At 60.8% G+C, this 16,559-nt stretch carries 12 protein-coding genes; 6 read left to right on the top strand and 6 right to left on the bottom strand.

Annotated elements, in window-relative coordinates:
- Positions 1-70: 70 nt before the first annotated feature.
- Positions 71-580: a transcriptional regulator LdtR gene (ldtR, locus tag M1E12_RS05260; RefSeq protein WP_102021346.1), complete on the bottom strand. Its 510-nt coding sequence runs from the start codon at positions 578-580 to the stop codon at positions 71-73.
- Positions 581-712: 132 nt separating this feature from the next.
- The gene (locus M1E12_RS05255) at positions 713-1,150 is read right to left on the bottom strand and encodes a DUF6163 family protein (protein ID WP_479563996.1); all 438 of its coding nucleotides are present in this window, start codon (positions 1,148-1,150) and stop codon (positions 713-715) included.
- Between the two features lie 202 nt (positions 1,151-1,352).
- Here M1E12_RS05255 and hemB point away from each other — a divergent pair, with 202 nt between their 5' ends.
- The 3 genes from hemB (at position 1,353) to M1E12_RS05240 (ending at position 3,776) form a co-directional block, all read left to right on the top strand.
- Positions 1,353-2,369 carry a porphobilinogen synthase gene (hemB, locus tag M1E12_RS05250; RefSeq protein WP_479563995.1) on the top strand — a complete coding sequence of 339 codons (1,017 nt, stop codon included), beginning with the start codon at positions 1,353-1,355 and terminating at the stop codon, positions 2,367-2,369.
- 68 nt (positions 2,370-2,437) lie between these two features.
- Positions 2,438-2,896, top strand: coding sequence for an RDD family protein (locus M1E12_RS05245; RefSeq protein WP_113459339.1), 459 nt, complete (start codon positions 2,438-2,440; stop codon positions 2,894-2,896).
- A 118-nt stretch (positions 2,897-3,014) separates the two neighbouring features.
- Positions 3,015-3,776 (top strand): arginyltransferase, encoded by a 762-nt coding sequence (locus M1E12_RS05240; protein WP_479563994.1) that lies wholly within the window; start codon positions 3,015-3,017, stop codon positions 3,774-3,776.
- Between the two features lie 83 nt (positions 3,777-3,859).
- Here the strand turns inward: M1E12_RS05240 and M1E12_RS05235 are convergent, their stop codons facing one another.
- On the bottom strand, positions 3,860-4,903 hold the full coding sequence (locus M1E12_RS05235) for a class I SAM-dependent methyltransferase (protein WP_479564833.1): 1,044 nt from the start codon (positions 4,901-4,903) through the stop codon (positions 3,860-3,862).
- A gap of 319 nt (positions 4,904-5,222) precedes the next feature.
- Here M1E12_RS05235 and M1E12_RS05230 point away from each other — a divergent pair, with 319 nt between their 5' ends.
- Positions 5,223-7,211, top strand: coding sequence for a putative bifunctional diguanylate cyclase/phosphodiesterase (locus M1E12_RS05230; RefSeq protein WP_479564832.1), 1,989 nt, complete (start codon positions 5,223-5,225; stop codon positions 7,209-7,211).
- Between the two features lie 104 nt (positions 7,212-7,315).
- Positions 7,316-8,458, top strand: coding sequence for a cyclic nucleotide-binding domain-containing protein (locus M1E12_RS05225; RefSeq protein ID WP_479563993.1), 1,143 nt, complete (start codon positions 7,316-7,318; stop codon positions 8,456-8,458).
- A gap of 56 nt (positions 8,459-8,514) precedes the next feature.
- Here the strand turns inward: M1E12_RS05225 and parC are convergent, their stop codons facing one another.
- Entirely contained in the window at positions 8,515-10,791 is a 2,277-nt protein-coding gene (gene parC / locus M1E12_RS05220; protein ID WP_479563992.1) for a DNA topoisomerase IV subunit A, read from the bottom strand.
- A gap of 207 nt (positions 10,792-10,998) precedes the next feature.
- Here parC and M1E12_RS05215 point away from each other — a divergent pair, with 207 nt between their 5' ends.
- Positions 10,999-12,195 (top strand): hypothetical protein, encoded by a 1,197-nt coding sequence (locus tag M1E12_RS05215; protein WP_479563991.1) that lies wholly within the window; start codon positions 10,999-11,001, stop codon positions 12,193-12,195.
- 57 nt (positions 12,196-12,252) lie between these two features.
- Here M1E12_RS05215 and M1E12_RS05210 read toward each other — a convergent pair whose 3' ends face one another.
- Entirely contained in the window at positions 12,253-14,370 is a 2,118-nt protein-coding gene (locus tag M1E12_RS05210; protein ID WP_479563990.1) for a methyl-accepting chemotaxis protein, read from the bottom strand.
- A gap of 202 nt (positions 14,371-14,572) precedes the next feature.
- A complete protein-coding gene (gene aspS, locus M1E12_RS05205; RefSeq protein ID WP_479563989.1) occupies positions 14,573-16,363 on the bottom strand; it encodes an aspartate--tRNA ligase in 1,791 nt (596 codons plus the stop codon).
- Between the last annotated feature and the right edge of the window lie 196 nt (positions 16,364-16,559).

The raw sequence follows: 16,559 nt of genomic DNA, 5'->3' as shown, positions 1-16,559 counted from the left end.
ACCGGACGCTTCCCAGGAAGCATCCGGTTTCGAGCGGTGGATCGCTTGAGGAGGTCGTCGTTCGAGCAACTCAGAGGCGATAGAGGATCTGGTCGTTCCAGAAGCGGTCGAGGCGCTGCAGGAGCTTGTTCATCTGGGTGAATTCGTCGGTGCCGATGCCGCCGACCTTCTGGATCGAGCCGATGTGACGCTCATAGAGCTTGGCGACAGTTTCGGCGATCTCCTGGCCGGCATCGGTCAGGCTGATGCGGACCGAGCGACGGTCGACACGCGAGCGCTGGTGGTTGATGAAGCCGAGGTCGACGAGCTTCTTGACGTTATAGGAGACGTTCGAGCCCAGATAGTAACCGCGCGAGCGCAGTTCACCGGCGGTCAGTTCCGAATTGCCGATGTTGAAGAGCAGGAGCGCCTGGACGGCGTTGATGTCGGAGCGACCCTTGCGGTCGAACTCGTCCTTGATGACGTCGAGAAGGCGGCGGTGAAGACGCTCGACGAGGTGGAGGGATTCGAGGTAGAGCGAACGGATCGCTTCTTCCTGCGGGTCGAGAGTGGCCGGCTGCGGCTTGAGCTTGGTGTTCATATCGGTCTGCCTCACTGTTTTGTTTGGCGGTGTTGGTTTTTTCTCCCGCCTTGGTGAGGACCATATCCAATGCGCATAAAATTCTATTTAAAACGCAGGCTTAACAGAGGCTTACCGAAGCCACTTGTCGTATCAGGGTAAATCAACCGTTATACGCTCCTGCTTGTGTCTCCCTTCGAGCCACAACGCTAGGCGGAAAACGGCATAGACGACGAAGACCACCGAATGCATGGCAACCGCGAGCGTGTTGCGGCCGAAGATCTCCGGCCAGACGGTGAACATCAGCATCTGCCCGCCAGCTGCCAGCAGCCACATGACGGGGCCCCAGGAGCCGGCGACCCAGAGCCCGAGCGCAGCAACGGGGAAGACGACGGCGAGCGCCGTGGCCGCAACGCGCCAGGGTGTGGACAAGAGATCGAAGCGGCCCATGCCATCATGGCTGTAGCCAACGAGCAGCGCCCAATATTGCAGACCGAACCAGAGGCAGGACAACGCCACGACGCGCAGGAACAGCACGAAGATGGTTTCAGTCAGGCTCCGGATGGGCGTGTTGGTCGAATCAGCTTCCATGGGCGCGAGGATAGGCCTGCGACAAGATCTTCGCCAGCTTGGTGGCTCCGCCCTCCCCCGCTGATGTTAAAGCGCGCCTTGTCGAAGCGCGGGTTGGCTCGGTGCGGTTTGGCGACGCAGGCGGCCCCATGTGCCGGCTGAGGTTTTGCAAGCTCAGGGCATCGTGCTAATCAGCAGCCTGACACAGACGAGGATCACGCTCATGACGGACAAGACACATCTGGTAGACGCAGTCACCGGCCACAGGCGCATGCGCCGCCTGCGCAAGGCCGACTGGCAGCGCCGCATGGTTCAGGAGAACCGTCTGACTGTCGACGACCTGATCTGGCCGATCTTCGTGGTGCCCGGCACCGGCATCATGGAGCCGATCGCGGCCATGCCCGGTGTTCACCGCATGAGCATCGACAAGGCCGTCGAGGCGGCCAAAGAGGCGGCCGATCTCGGGATCCCCGCGCTTGCGACCTTTCCCAATGTGGAAATGGCGTTGCGCGACCAGACCGGCTCTGAGGTCCTGAAGAGCAACAACCTGCTCAATCAGGTGACGGCCGCAATCAAGAAGGCGGTTCCGAACATCGGGGTGATCACCGATGTGGCGCTCGATCCCTTCACCAGCCATGGCCATGACGGGATCTTGCGGGACGGCGAAATCGTCAATGACGAGACGGTCGACCAGCTGGTGCGCGCTGCCGTTGCCCAGGCCGACGCCGGGTCCGACATCATCGCGCCCTCCGATATGATGGATGGCCGCATCGGCGCAATCCGCCATGGGCTCGATGCCGCCGGTCACCAGAGCGTCGGCATCATGTCCTATGCCACGAAGTTCGCCTCCTGCTATTACGGGCCGTATCGCGAGGCGATCTCGACTAGCGGTCTGCTGAAAGGCGACAAAAAGACCTATTACATCGACCCGGCCAACGGCACGGAAGCCATGCGTGATGCGGCCCTCGACGTGGAAGAAGGCGCTGACATGCTGATGGTGAAGCCGGGGCTTCCCTATCTCGACATCTGCTGGCGCCTGAAGGAGGCCTTCGGGCTGCCGGTCTTTGCCTATCAGGTCTCCGGCGAATACAGCCAGATCAAGGCGGCAGCCGCCAATGGCTGGATCGACGGAGAGCGGGCGATGCTCGAAACGCTGCTCTGTTTCAAGCGCGCCGGCTGCGATGGCATTCTCACCTATTTCGCGCCGGAGGTGGCGCGGCTGCTTGCCAAGCAGGGCTGACGTTCACGGATTATTGTATTCGGCGTCGGGCTCCCCATATCTGAGGCACAACCTCAAAGGAGCCCGCCATGAGCCTCGACAGCAACCCGTCCTATGCCGCACCTGAAGATTGGCGCGCCTATAGCGGCGTGCTCTCGCGGCGCGTCTTCGCCTTTCTCGTGGACTACCTGTTCATCGGTCTCCTCTGGATCCCGGCAGCCGTGGTCGTCTTCTTTCTCGGTGTCCTGACGCTCGGCCTCGGCTGGCTGCTCTACCCGATCCTCTTCTTTGTGGTTGCCGGCCTTTATTTCGGCATGTCGATGGCAGGTCCTTCGCAGGCGACGCCCGGCATGCGGATGATGGGCATCGCCATGGTGCGTCTCGACGGCCGCAAGATCGACTTCATCACGGCGATTGCGCATCTGGCACTGTTCTGGATCCTGAACTCGGTGCTCACGCCGCTGGTCCTGCTGGCCGGTCTGTTCATCGAGCGGTCGCGCCTGGTGCATGACCTTCTGCTCGGCACGGCCGCTGTCCGCACCTACTAAGCCTCACATTCGCTCTACAGATGTCACACTCCGGCTTTTCAGCCGGAGTGTTGACCTTTTTCATTCTTGCGCCATCCTACTTCGAACAGGACAGGCTAGAGGATTCTCTCGGCGGCAGATGAACACGCAGACCTCCCCCTCCCCGCAATTCTACCTCACGGCGCCGGCGCCGTGCCCCTATCTGGCGGGAGAGATGGAGCGGAAGGTCTTCACTCATCTGGTGGGGCCGCGCGCCACCGAAATGAACGATCTCCTGACGCAAGGCGGATTTCGCCGGTCGCAGAACATTGCCTATCGCCCGGCCTGCGAATCCTGCCGCGCCTGCGTCTCTGTCCGGGTTCTGGTCAACGAATTCGAGATGAGCCGCAGCTTCAAGCGCATCGAAGCCACCAATCGCGACGTGGTCTCGACCGTCTTTCCGGCCCAGCCATCGACCGAACAGTTTTCCCTTTTCCGCCACTATCTCGATCACCGCCATCAGAACGGCGGCATGTCCGACATGTCAGCGCTCGATTATGCGATCATGGTCGAGGACAGTCACGTGCAGACCCGGGTGATCGAATATCGGCTGCGCACGCCCGGCGACGGCATATCGGCCCAACCGCGCGGTGACCTCATCGCCGTTGCCCTGTCCGATCTGATGAGCGACGGGCTATCGATGGTCTACTCGTTTTACAATCCGGAAATGGAGAAGCGGTCACTCGGCACGATGATGGTGCTCGACCATATCCGCCGCGCAAAGGCCCTCGGCCTGCCGCATGTCTATCTCGGCTACTGGGTCAATGGTTCGAAGAAGATGGGCTACAAGACCCGCTTCCAGCCGCAAGAGCATCTGATGAGCCAGGGCTGGGCGCGGTTTACAGTAGATGCTGAGGGGTAAACTCGCAAAACTTGGTTTATGGCCAGTCTCGTTTTCGTACATAAAGCCCGCCACCCGTTAACAGGGCAGCGGGCTGTTTCATTTCAGGACAGCTTGCGAATGATCCCGTAGACGACGTTCCGATTCTCGCCGAAACGAACGGTGCCTTCGATTGGCAGGTCACCAACGCTGCCATTGATGATGCGCCACATGTCCGTTTCGGACCGCAGCAACAACGCCCAGTTCATAAAGGTTTCCATGTACCCGTCGACCATGATGTCGGTCGCGAAGTTGGCGAAAAGGAAGACGCCGTTCGGCTTCAGCATGTTCAGGCAACGCTGCGTGAGCTTAATCGACACCTTGTCATTCAGATAGTCGTAAAGGCCTGCCGCATACACGAAATCGAACTTGCCGAAATCATGGCGACCGCCGAGGATCCCGCGCACAGAACCGTCAACCGCCTCGATGCAGGTCCCAGAGAAATCACGGCTGATGGAGCCGACGCTCAGTGGATCCTGATCGAGGGCCACCCAGCGTTTGAGGCGGCCTTCCTTGAGGGCGACAGACCGATTTGCCTCCCGCAGATGACCGGCGGCGATCGTGAGCACCTCTGCGTCTCCGCCACGAGAAGAAGCAATTGCATCAACATGTTGCGTGAGAAGATCACGACGCTCGCGCACGGCCACCGAAGACGATGCGTCTTTCGTGTAGTCGTAAAGCGCCTTCCCCAGCGGAGATGCGTTTTCGACCCATTCCGCTACGCTTGAATGGCCGTAGATAAAGTCAAGGAGCTGCGCATCGCCCGAATAGCCACGAGGCTTTTCGAAGGACCAGCGAGTAAATGGGTCTTCCAGAAAATAGCGTGATACCGGGTGCTGTTGAGCGATCGGGATCAGTTGCTGCCAGATGCTGGCCGGGTACCGCATGCGCAGCTCATGCAGAGAGCCTGCGATCCGGTGAATGATTTGCCTGGGTTCCGCTCCCTGCTCGAATTGCTGCAGTGCAATGCCGAGGGCAAGGCCAAGCGCCATCCGTGCCGTTTGAAACTCTTGCTCGCCCCAAGTTGTGCCTGGTGCCACAACATGGGCTGCAATTGCTTCTGGAGTAATCAGGCTCTCGCCATCGAGGGAAAAATCAATATGTCTCATACGCCGCACCGCCGTGAAAAACGCAAAACTCGTTAATACTTCAGTTACCATATGTGCAGTTGTGAGAATGCGCGACTCGATTTGGTAACTTTTGAGGAGTTTGGTTAACGGCGCCGATGCCCGTACTCTGTCAGGGCTTGGGGATCGGTTCTGAAGCTTTTGACTTTGGACGCGACAATGTCTGTCGGGTCTTTCGCAGTTGCGAGAGCGCTCCCGGCGGTTTGAGAAAGCACGCAGTGAGGGTTTAGGGGCAGACGGACAGATGGACCTGTCGAACCCGAACTCGATCGCGAAGCTGTGGAGACCGATGGAACCGATCATGTCGCACGCTGCGCTCAACGATCTCGAGGCGACGGGGAAGTCCTGCCCAACGCAGGCTCCTCCCGCGACGCTGCGCCAAATCTACGAGACGCATACCGGGCCTGCACGCGTAAGGGCAGCCAGGCAAGGTCTCTGGGTGGCTGTTCTGGTCTACCTTCTGTTCGCCGCGAGCGACGTGATCCTCATTCCTGACGTCGCAGCAACGACCATACTGGCGCGTTTCATCGTTGCCTTGCTTTCACTGGTCGTCATTGAAGTGTGCTGCTGGGCCAAGGTTGGTCCGCGCGGGATTGAGAGCATCTCGGCAATCTCGATCGTCGCAGGCTATCTGTTCTGGCTCATCCCCGCCCTTGAGACGACAGCCGTCGAGAGTATCAGGCTCTATATGATCTTCGGCACCATCTTCATGATGGGAGCCAACCTGTTCTTCATTTTTCCGTTTGTTCTCTCGGTCGTGACATCGATCGTCGTACTGGGCGTCCTTCTCGCAAGCATGGTCGCCATGTTCCCGAGTGACCCGGTTTACATGATCAATTTCGGTCTGTTCTATGTTTCCTGCTTCATCTTCACCTCTTATGTGAACTGGAAACTGAACGGCGAGCGCTACAACGTTTTTCTCAATGCGCTGGAGGCTGCACATCAGCATCGTGAAGCGGAAAAACGGGGTGTCGCGCTTGAGCGGCTCTCGAACACCGACTACCTGACCGGGGTCGAAAACCGTCGCGCGGTCGACAAGCGTCTCCGCGATTACTGGACGGACTGGCAAAGTGAGGGGAAAGCCTTCGCGGCCATTCTGGTCGATGTCGACTTCTTCAAGAAATACAACGATTTCTATGGCCATCAGGCTGGGGATCGCTGCCTGATCCTGGTCGCGAGCGTGCTCAATGACACGCTGAAGCCGCTCAATGCTTCCGTCGGCCGTTATGGTGGCGAGGAGTTCATCGTGCTGTCGCGCGTCACGGGCCGCGATCAGGTCATGGCGCTCTGCGAAATCATCCGCAGCGCGGTGGAGGGCTTGCATCTGGTGCACGACCAGCGGCGCGATGGCCAGGCTGTGGTAACGGTCAGCGTTGGCGCCTCCTATACACGTCCGCAGAGCGGACCGAAGCTCGAGCGCATCATCAACGAGGCCGACCGGGCGCTCTATTCGGCCAAGGCCAATGGACGCAACTGCATCCGGCTGTTCAACCCGAACGATCCGCTGACCAGCGACGACAACGAGAACATCGCCGCGACCCTGCGCATGGCGATCAAGAACGATCTCGTGCATCTCGTCTATCAGCCGATCCAGAACCTGCGCACCGGCCGGGTCGAGGCGGTCGAATCGCTGATGCGGCTGAAGATGATCGACGGCACGCCGCTCTCGCCGGCTCAGTTCATCCCCGTCGCCGAACGCACCGGCGCAATCCTCGATCTCGGTCTCTGGGCGATCCGCCGCGCCTGCACGGAGGTGCTGGCAACCGGCATCGCGCCGATGGCGAGCGTCAACGTCTCCGCCATCCAGCTCAAATCGCGTGGCTTTGCGCTTGCCGTCTCGACGATCCTCGAGGAAACCGGCGTGTCCGGATCTCAGCTCGCCTTCGAGATCACCGAAGGCATCGACATGGAAGGCCAGTCGGATGTCATTCGCTGCATCACCGACCTGCAGGCGCTCGGCATCCGCATCTGGCTCGACGACTTCGGCACCGGCTTTGCCGGCCTCTCCTGGCTCCGGCTCTTCCCCTTCGACACCGTCAAGATCGACCGGTCCTTCCTGCAGGATGCCCGCCGCCCAGCCGGACGCGCCATGCTAGAAGACATCATCCGGCTCATCCGCAATCGCGGCCTGAAGATCCTGATCGAAGGTCTGGAGACGGCCGACCACGTCGAACTGATGCACGAACTCGGCATCGAGCTCGGTCAGGGTTACTATCTCGGCCGGCCGGTCCCGATCGACGAGGTCCGCATCAAGGCCTTCCCGCGGCTTGCAACCGTCGCCGGGCTCTGACGGCAAAATGCTCCGATCGGCCCCAGATTTGGCCGATCCCCTCCTCTGCGATTTTGCAGCGAAAACAGTAGTATCCGGCCAAATCATCAAGGGCGGATCCGCATATGAGCACTGTCGAAGCGGTGGACCTGGCTCAAGGCCAGGATTTTTCCAGAACACTTCTCAAGCACACCAGCATCCGCGTCAGCGATGATTACCTCGATGCCTTCCGCAGCCATGTCGAGGCCGTGCATTATGCGGAAAACGAGGTCATCTTCCGCAAGAGCGATGAGAGCGACTTTGCGATCCTTATCGCGAGTGGCGAGGTTGAGGTCTATGACGAAGGCAGCGGCACTGTGCTTGCCGTTTCCGGTGAAGGGAGCCTGATCGGCGAACTCGGCATGATCAGCGGCGATCCGCGCAGTGCCTCGGCACGGGCCCTCACACCGGTTCGCGGCTGGAAGATCGACCGGTCGGACTATCGCGAATTCCTGAGCGACCGCCCGGAGCTTGCCACCCTCTTCTTCCGCAAGATCTATGCGCAACTCTCTGCGAGCTACGGCAAGCTCCGCCAGCAGTTCGTCGCACTCGAAGACGCCGATCGCCGCTATCATGCGCTCGCTTTCCTCTTCGTCACCATGGTGCTGATGATCAACATCTATGCCCTGGTGAACAGCATCATCCTGACGCATCTGAAAGTCTCGCACCAAGAACAGGTGATGTTCTGGACGTCGCGGGTCATGGAGATCTGGGGCGCATTCGTCATCTGGGGATTGACCGTGCGCTGCGGCCTCACCCGGCAGGACATGGGTATCCGGATGGGAAACCTCTGGCAGTCGATCGGTATGGGGCTCGGCATCAGCGTCGTCGCGCTCGCCGCGATGGCCTATTTCCGCACGATCCTCTATCCGGAACTTGTTGGCACGCCGATCATCGATCCGAAGCTGGTGACGATCACGGTCTACACCTACATCCTCGTCGCGCCCCTGCAGGAATGGATCTGTCGTGGCGTGCTCCTGACGGCGATTGCCGATCTGATGCCGGGCAAGACGCGCCCGATGTCGGCGATCGTGATCACGTCACTGATCTTCTCGACGCTCCATCTCCACTATTCCCAGTCGCTTGCGGTCGTGGCACTCGTCTCCGGCATCGTCTGGGGCTGGCTGCATCTGAAGTATCGGAACCTTGCCGGGCCGATCGTTTCGCACTTCATCCTCGGCAATGCGGCGACGCTCATGGGCGTCTGGTCGATCTGGGAACGCGGCTGACGAGAAAAAAAGCCGGCCGCGATCCGACCGGCTTCGTTCTTTGGGGGGTCTCGGGATCAGCCCGAGAATTTGCCGCTGCGTGGGAAGCCCTTCGGCACCAGGCGGCCCGCCGAGGCGCGATCACCCTGCCATTCGACCAGTTCTTCCTTGGTCTTCGTGAAGGTGCGGCCGGCGCTGTCGGCCCAGGTCAGGCCGTCTGCCAGCGTGAAGAACTTCACGTCCGAGATGCCGCCATCCTTATAGCGCTGCAGGCGCACGCCCTTGCCGCGGGTCATTTCCGGGATCTGGGCGAGCGGGAAGACGAGCAGCTTGCGGTTCTCGCCGACCACAGCGACATGGTCGCCGCTCACGGGCACAACGAGCTTGGCTTCGTCCGGCATGCCGACATTCATCACCTGCTTGCCCTTGCGGGTGTTGGCGACAACCTCGCCCTCCGGCACGATGAAGCCATTGCCGGCGGTCGAGACGAAGATCAGCTTGCGGCTTGCGTCATGGACGAAGGCGGTCAGCACGTCCTGGTCGTTTTCCATGTCGACCATGATGCGCAGCGGTTCGCCATGGCCACGACCACCGGGCAGCTTATCACCGCCGAGTGTGTAGACCTTGCCACCCGTCGTCACGAGCAGGATCTTGTCGGTCGTCTGGGCCGGGAAAGCGACCTTCAGCGCATCGCCTTCCTTGAAGGTCAGCGACGAGGTGTCGGAGATATGCCCCTTCAGCGCGCGGATCCAGCCCTTTTCGGAGATGACGACGGTGATCGGTTCCTTCTCGATCATCGCCTGCTGGATTGCCTCGACATCGGCGTCAGGCGCATCGGCGAAGACGGTGCGGCGGCGGCCAAGTTCTGTCGCCTTGGCGTATTTCTTCTTCACCTCGCCGATTTCCCAGGCGACGGTCTGCCACTGCTTTTCCGGCGAGGCGAGCAGGGATTCGATCTCGGCCTTTTCGGCGGACAGTTCCTCATGCTCCTTGCGGATCTCGAATTCCTCGAGCTTGCGCAGATTGCGCAGGCGCATGTTGAGAATGGCTTCCGCCTGGATGTCGGTCAGATCCCATTTGGCGATCATCACCGGCTTCGGCTCGTCCTCCTCGCGGATGATGCGGATCACCTCGTCGAGGTTGAGATAGGCGATCAGCAGGCCGCCGAGGATTTCGAGGCGCCGGTCGATCGCGGCGAGCCTGAACTTCGAACGACGGACGAGCACGTCCTTGCGGTGCTCCAGCCACTCGGTTAGCACCTCGTTGAGGGCCATGACCTTCGGCACCTTGCCCTGCGAGAGCACGTTCATGTTCAGCGGAACACGGCTTTCGAGCTCGGTGAGCTTGAAGAGCGATTCCATCAACAGGGTCGCGTCGACCGTGCGGCTCTTCGGTACCAGCACGATGCGCACGTCTTCGGCGCTTTCGTCCCTGATATCTTCGAGCAATGGCAGGCGACGCGCGACCAGGAGTTCGGCGATCTTCTCGATCAGGCGCGACTTCTGCACCTGGAAGGGGATCTGGGTGACGATGATCTGATATCCGCCGCGGCCGAGATCCTCGGTCTCCCACTTGGCACGCACACGGAAACCACCGCGACCGGTGCGGTAGGTCTCGAGCATCGAGGCGCGGCTTTCGACGATCACGCCGCCGGTCGGGAAGTCCGGTCCCTCAATGCCGCCGCGTTCCGGATGGGCGGGATCTGCCAGCAGTTCCTCGACGGGCGCGCCGGGGTTCTTGATCAGATAGAGGGCCGCATCGCAGAGCTCATGGGCATTGTGCGGCGGGATGGAGGTCGCCATGCCGACCGCGATGCCGGAGGCGCCGTTGGCGAGCAGGTTCGGGAAGGCGCCCGGCAGGACTGTCGGCTCGTCGTCTTCTTCGTTATAGGTCGGACGGAAGTCGACGGCGTCCTGATCGATACCTTCGAGCAGCAGGGCTGCCACATCGGTCATGCGGGCTTCGGTGTAACGATAGGCGGCCGCACTGTCGCCGTCGATATTGCCGAAGTTCCCCTGCCCGTCCACGACCGGGTAACGCTGCGAGAAGTCCTGCGCGAGACGCACCAGCGCATCATAGACCGACTGGTCGCCATGCGGGTGGAACTTACCGATGACGTCACCGACGATACGGGCGCATTTCTTGAAGGCCGAGTTCGGCCGGATGCCCATTTCGCTCATCGCATGGATGATGCGGCGATGCACCGGCTTCAGCCCGTCGCGGACGTCCGGCAATGCGCGATGCATGATCGTCGACAAGGCATAGGCGAGGTAGCGCTCTTCGAGCGCCGCCTTCAGGTCGACCGGAAGAATGTTGTCGCCACCCTCTTCGGGCGGAAGCTGATTTGTCCCCATGGGTCCCTGCCTAGCGGAGATGGTCCGGAACGGCAAGGAATCCGGGCGTTCTGCCTGTGGATTAAGAGCCTGTGACCGTCATCACGCCACGTTCGCGCTGCACCAGTCTATGGCGAAAACCGGTGGACGTTTTTCCAATCCCACTTATAAATATTGCCGACCTTTTGGGCACGCTGCAGGCGGCCAACAGCAACAGAGGACCTCATCATGACCTTGTACCGTTCCACCCGAATTCTGCTCGCGGGCGCGGCGCTTTGCGCATTCTCCGGCCCGGCGCTCGCGCTGGACGGACAGGATTTGTTGAAGAAGATCAATGCGGCTTTCGCAACGGGTGGCACCAGCATCACGGCCGACAATGTCGAAGTGGATGGCTCTAACGTCATCTTGAGGGGCCTGAAGCTTGGCGTGGACGGCGATGCAGCCGAAAAGCCGCTCGCGCTCGAAGAACTGACGCTGGAAGGCGTGACCGAGGAAGAGGGCGGCGCCTATTACATCGAACGCGTCGACTTCCCCGAGGTCAACGTCACCGAGGACAAGTCGACCTTCAAGGTCGAGGATCTCTATCTCTCCGGCGTCTATGTCCCGGGCGATGCGAATGCCGAAGGCATCGATTCGCTGATGTTCTACGAAGAGGCCCATAGCGGCCACGTCAACGTGACCGTCGACGGCAAGCAGGTCTTCTCGATGGCGGAAGCCGTCGGCACCATGGGCCTCTCCGAAGACGAGACCACGATCACCTTCGAGGGCTCCGTCACCGGCGTGAAGGCGGATCTCAGCACCGTCGAGGATCCGAAGGCCAAGGAACAGATCGAAGCACTCGGCCTTACCACGCTCGACGGCAACATGAACATGTCCGGCAGCTGGGAAGTCGAAAGCGGCACGATCGACATCGAAGACTATTCGATCGATTTCGCCAATGTCGGCAAGCTGTCGCTTGCCTTCTCGATGTCCGGCTACACGCTCGACCTCGTCAAGCAGATGCAGGAACAGGCCCGCATGATGCAGGCACAGCCGCAGAACGAGCAGGCGCAGCAGGCCGCCGGCCTTGCCATGCTCGGCCTCGTGCAGCAGCTTTCGCTGGTCGACGCCCAGATCCGCTTCGAAGATGCCGGCATCACCAAGCGCGGCCTCGACTTTGCCGGCAAGAGCAATGGAGCGGACGGCGCCCAGATGGCTCAGATGGTCAAGGGCATGGTTCCGATCCTGCTCGCACAGGCCAAGCTCGGCGCGATCCAGAACGAGATCTCTGCCGCCGTGAACACCTATATCGACGACCCGAAGGCGCTGACGATCGCGGCCGCACCGGCCAATCCAGTCGCCTTCCCGATGATCATGGGCGCTGCCATGGGCGCCCCGGAAACCATTCCGGGCCTGATCGGCTTGAAGGTGACGGCGAACGACTAAGCCTAAATGAGCAAGACCGCTCTTTAGGCGGTCTTGCTCTTTGCAAAAAGCCGAAACTCAAGCAGCGCGGTGCTCTTCAGTCCCAAGGTGGGGCCGGACAGCCTCTCTAGAAGTGGACAACCGGAATCTGCCGAGGAGAGCACGCAAGCGGGATGCCTGATCTTCAAGACCGGCAACAGCCATCTGGTTGCGCTCCACAAGAGCGGAGTTCTGCTGGGTCGTCTGGTCCATGCCTGCCACGGCATGATTCACGTTGCTGATCCCGGCACTCTGGTCACTTGCGGACGACGCGATGCTTTCCATGTACCGCTGGATCGCTTGAACCTCCCGCTCAATCTCGACAAGAGCCGAGCCGGTTTCGCGCACAAAATGCGCTCCACCAGCAACTTCCTTGCCGGATCGGTCAACGAGGCTTTTGATCTCCTTCGCCGCGTTGGCCGAGCGCTGCGCCAATTCGCGAACTTCATGCGCCACGACCGCAAACCCCTTGCCTGCTTCTCCCGCTCGGGCAGCCTCAACGCCGGCATTCAATGCCAGCAGGTTGGTCTGGAACGCAATCTCATCGATCACCCCGATGATGCTACCAATGCTCCGGGATGATTCTTCGATCCGGGCCATCGCTTCGACGGCATCGATCACCAGACTGCCCGTTTTGTCCATGCTTGCGCTGACTGTTCGCACCGCGTCTCGTGCATCATTGCTCAGTCGGGCAGATTGCTGGACGTTCTGAGCAATCTGGTCGAGCGCCGCTGAAGTCTCTTCGAGCGTGGCCGCCTGCCTCATGCTGCGCTCTGCGAGCTGCATCGCCTCCACATTGATCGCCCGGCTGCCGGTATCGATAGCCTGGCTGACGGAATCAATCCCGCCCATCAATTCGCGCAGACCTGCAACGGTGCGATTAAGGTCGGACCTCAAGCCCTCGAACTCGGCGGAGAACACCTCGTCAAGCTGAACTGTCAGATCGCCAGCAGCCAGGCGGCGCAGCCCTTCAGCCAGTCCGGCAGTGGCTTGTTCGAGGCGCTCTCTGGCGTGGATCTCCGCTTCCTCTTGCAAGCGGATGCGCTCGGCTGCCGCTTCTGTACGCGCCTGCTCAGCCTCCCGCTCCAGTTGCAAGCGCTCGATTGCCGAACGGCGAAACACCTCGATGGCACGCACCATGGCACCGATCTCGTTTGGCTGGTCGAGATGGGCGACCGAATGGGCGGTGTTGCCCTCTGCGAGTTTACGCATGGCGTCCGTGATCGACTTTACCGGGCGGCTGATCGAGCGCCCAACCAGCCAGACTGTGAACAGGATCAATGTGGCCACACCTGCCACGGTGATGATGGCAACCTCCTGGTTTGCGGCCCGAACCGTTTCGCTCTCCACCTGTGCTTTGGTGAGGGCGTCATTTATCGACGCGACCAGCGACTGCAATCCTTGCTCGACATCGGCACCGGCGATCGTCAGAGACTGGCGCGCCTCCACCACCTTCAGGCTTCCCTCGGCGAAAAGGCGGAAAGCGATCACATACATATCGAGCGCCTCGGTTACCTTCATCCTCTGCGGTCCCGGAGGATAGGTCTTCTTCAGATGCGCCTTGAAGTTTGGCAGTTCGCTTTGAAACGCGTCGAGCGTCGCTGCCTGCTGCCAGAGCATGAAATCCTTCTCGTGCTTTCTCAGGGTCAGCATGCTCGCTCTGAGTTCGGCATTTTCGACATCGAGTGTGAGCTTCTCGACCTTGTCGACGGCTGACTGCATTGCGCCTCTCAGCCCCGTAACCGGGGTGAAGCCAAGCTGCTCGGTGGCCGCGAAGAGCACCTCGAACGCATCGGCGTAAGAGTTCATCCGATCTTTGAGCTCGTCATTTCCAGACAGTCCCCTGTCGGCAAGAGATTGCCCAAGGGACCCAAGAGCCTCGGACGCTTCCAAAACGGCTTGTCGAAACGGACCTGCTGCCTCTGCAGACGGTTGCGCCAGAAAGCGTTCAGCGGAGATTGCGGCGCGCTGTATCTGGGTATCGATGATATCGACGGAGCGGCGAAAATCCTGGTACTGCGCTTCGTCAGCCCTGAAAGCCTTGTCTGCCTGGATCTGTGCATAGGAAAGAATTGCCATCACAGTCACGCCGACAAGGGCCAAAAGCCCCAGTACGAAGACGCGGTGTGTAATGCCGAAACGCAGGATAAACTTCATAACACATCCGGTGGGTTTGCATCTTTGCATCGTTGATGCCGCGCGGCCCTTAACAAGACCTGAACCGAGGATGACAGTTTGACGAAATGAAGCGCCTCTCCCCAACCTTGGGGGTGACTTTCAGGCACAGTTCGAACAAGGCATGAAAAAAGGCGCCGCTGGGAAGCGGCGCCTATTCCAATCTCGCGCTTGGAGACCGGTATCAGTCCTTCTTCGGCTGCGGCACGACGCGGAGCGCCAGTTCGCGCAGCTGCGTCGGGGTGGCCGGCGACGGCGCGTTCATCAGCAAGTCCTGGGCCTGCTGGTTCATCGGGAAGAGCGAGATCTCGCGCAGGTTCTTCGCACCGACGAGCAGCATGACCACGCGGTCGATGCCGAAGGCGCAGCCGCCATGCGGGGGCGCGCCGTACTGGAAGGCGCGGTACATGCCGCCGAAGCGCTCTTCGACGTCGTCCTTCGACAGGCCGACCAGCTCGAACGCCTTGACCATCAGTTCCGGCGACTGGTTACGGATCGAGCCCGAGGCGATTTCGAAGCCGTTGCAGACCGCGTCATACTGATAGGCCTTGAGCGACAGCGGATCCTGCGTTTCGAGGGCCTCCAGGCCGCCCTGCGGCATCGAGAAGGGATTGTGGGCGAAGTCGATCTTCTTTTCGTCCTCGTTGTATTCGTAGAACGGGAAGTCGACGATCCAGCACATTTCGAAACGGTCGCGATCGACGAGGTTCAGCTCCTCGCCGGCGCGGGTGCGGGCTTCACCGGCAAACTTGTAGAACTTGGCCGGGTCGCCAGCGACGAAGAAGCAGGCATCGCCCGCTTCCAGACCGAGCTGGGTGCGGATCGCTTCGGTGCGCTCTTCGCCAATGTTTTTGGCAAGCGGGCCGGAGCCGGCGATCTTGCCGTCCTCTTCCTTCCAGAAGATGTAGCCGAGGCCCGGCTGGCCGGTCGACTGCGCCCAGGCGTTCATGCGGTCGCAGAAGGCGCGCGAGCCACCGGTCTTGGCCGGAATGGCCCAGACTTCGACCTTCGGGTTCGAGGCGATCATGTTGGCGAAGACCTTGAAGCCTGAATCACGGAAGTGGTCGGTGACGCCTTCCATGACGATCGGGTTGCGCAGATCGGGCTTGTCGGAACCATACTTGCGGATCGCGACGTCATAGGGGATGCGCGGCCACTCCTTGGTAACCGGCTTGCCTTCGGCGAACTGCTCGAAGACATCAGTCATCATCGGCTCCATCGTCGCCCAAATGTCTTCCTGGGTGACGAAGCTCATTTCGACGTCGAGCTGGTAGAATTCGCCCGGCAGACGGTCCGCGCGCGGATCTTCATCGCGGAAGCAGGGGGCGATCTGGAAGTAGCGGTCGAAACCGGCCACCATCAACAGCTGCTTGTACTGCTGCGGCGCCTGGGGCAGCGCAAAGAACTTGCCTTCATGGATGCGGCTCGGCACGAGGAAGTCACGCGCGCCTTCCGGCGACGAGGCCGTCAGGATCGGGGTCGTGTATTCGGCAAAGCCGGCTTCGGCCATGCCGGTGCGCATGGCGGAGATGATCTGGGTGCGCTTGACGATGTTCTTGTGCAGCGTGTCGCGGCGCAGATCGAGGAAGCGGTACTTCAGGCGTACGTCTTCCGGATAATCCGGCTCGCCGAAGACCGGCAGCGGCAGTTCCTTGGCAGCCGAGAGAACCTCGATTTCCTGAGCGTAAAGCTCGATCTCGCCGGTCGGCATGTTCTTGTTGACGGTGTCTTCCGTGCGAGCCTTGACCAGGCCGTCGATGCGGATGACCCATTCGCCGCGCACGGTCTCGGCCAGCTTGAAGGCCGGGCTATCCGGATCGGCCACGACCTGGGTGATGCCATAATGATCGCGCAGGTCGATGAAGAGCACGCCGCCATGGTCACGAACGCGATGGACCCAGCCCGACAGGCGAACGGTCGATCCGACGTCGGACTTGCGAAGAGCGGCACAGGTGTGGCTGCGGTAACGATGCATGATCAGGTATCCCGAATGTGACGGTCGAAAAGGCACCGTCAGAGGAGGCGCGCGACCGATAGAAAAATCGGGCGGAAAAGCGCATGGTGTGGCTGATTTGTCAAGGCTGGGTGGTGTGGGGCGTTGGGTAGTGTGGATTTGGCGGGACGTGGTGGGCCAAGCGTGAGGTTGGTTGTGCCGCGCGGGGGAACGGCTC

This window comes from Rhizobium sp. K33 (assembly GCF_056501445.1).
This window is presented reverse-complemented; position numbering and strand designations above follow the sequence as displayed.

Bases quoted from the DNA above. Each gene is read 5' to 3' on its own strand.
- hemB (WP_479563995.1), top strand. From the start codon at position 1,353: ATGACGGACAAGACACATCTGGTAGACGCAGTCACCGGCCACAGGCGC.
- ldtR (WP_102021346.1), bottom strand. From the start codon at position 580: ATGAACACCAAGCTCAAGCCGCAGCCGGCCACTCTCGACCCGCAGGAA.
- M1E12_RS05240 (WP_479563994.1), top strand. From the start codon at position 3,015: ATGAACACGCAGACCTCCCCCTCCCCGCAATTCTACCTCACGGCGCCG.
- M1E12_RS05210 (WP_479563990.1), bottom strand. From the start codon at position 14,370: ATGAAGTTTATCCTGCGTTTCGGCATTACACACCGCGTCTTCGTACTG.
- M1E12_RS05215 (WP_479563991.1), top strand. From the start codon at position 10,999: ATGACCTTGTACCGTTCCACCCGAATTCTGCTCGCGGGCGCGGCGCTT.
- M1E12_RS05235 (WP_479564833.1), bottom strand. From the start codon at position 4,903: ATGAGACATATTGATTTTTCCCTCGATGGCGAGAGCCTGATTACTCCA.
- M1E12_RS05230 (WP_479564832.1), top strand. From the start codon at position 5,223: ATGTCGCACGCTGCGCTCAACGATCTCGAGGCGACGGGGAAGTCCTGC.
- M1E12_RS05255 (WP_479563996.1), bottom strand. From the start codon at position 1,150: ATGGAAGCTGATTCGACCAACACGCCCATCCGGAGCCTGACTGAAACC.
- M1E12_RS05245 (WP_113459339.1), top strand. From the start codon at position 2,438: ATGAGCCTCGACAGCAACCCGTCCTATGCCGCACCTGAAGATTGGCGC.
- parC (WP_479563992.1), bottom strand. From the start codon at position 10,791: ATGGGGACAAATCAGCTTCCGCCCGAAGAGGGTGGCGACAACATTCTT.
- M1E12_RS05225 (WP_479563993.1), top strand. From the start codon at position 7,316: ATGAGCACTGTCGAAGCGGTGGACCTGGCTCAAGGCCAGGATTTTTCC.
- aspS (WP_479563989.1), bottom strand. From the start codon at position 16,363: ATGCATCGTTACCGCAGCCACACCTGTGCCGCTCTTCGCAAGTCCGAC.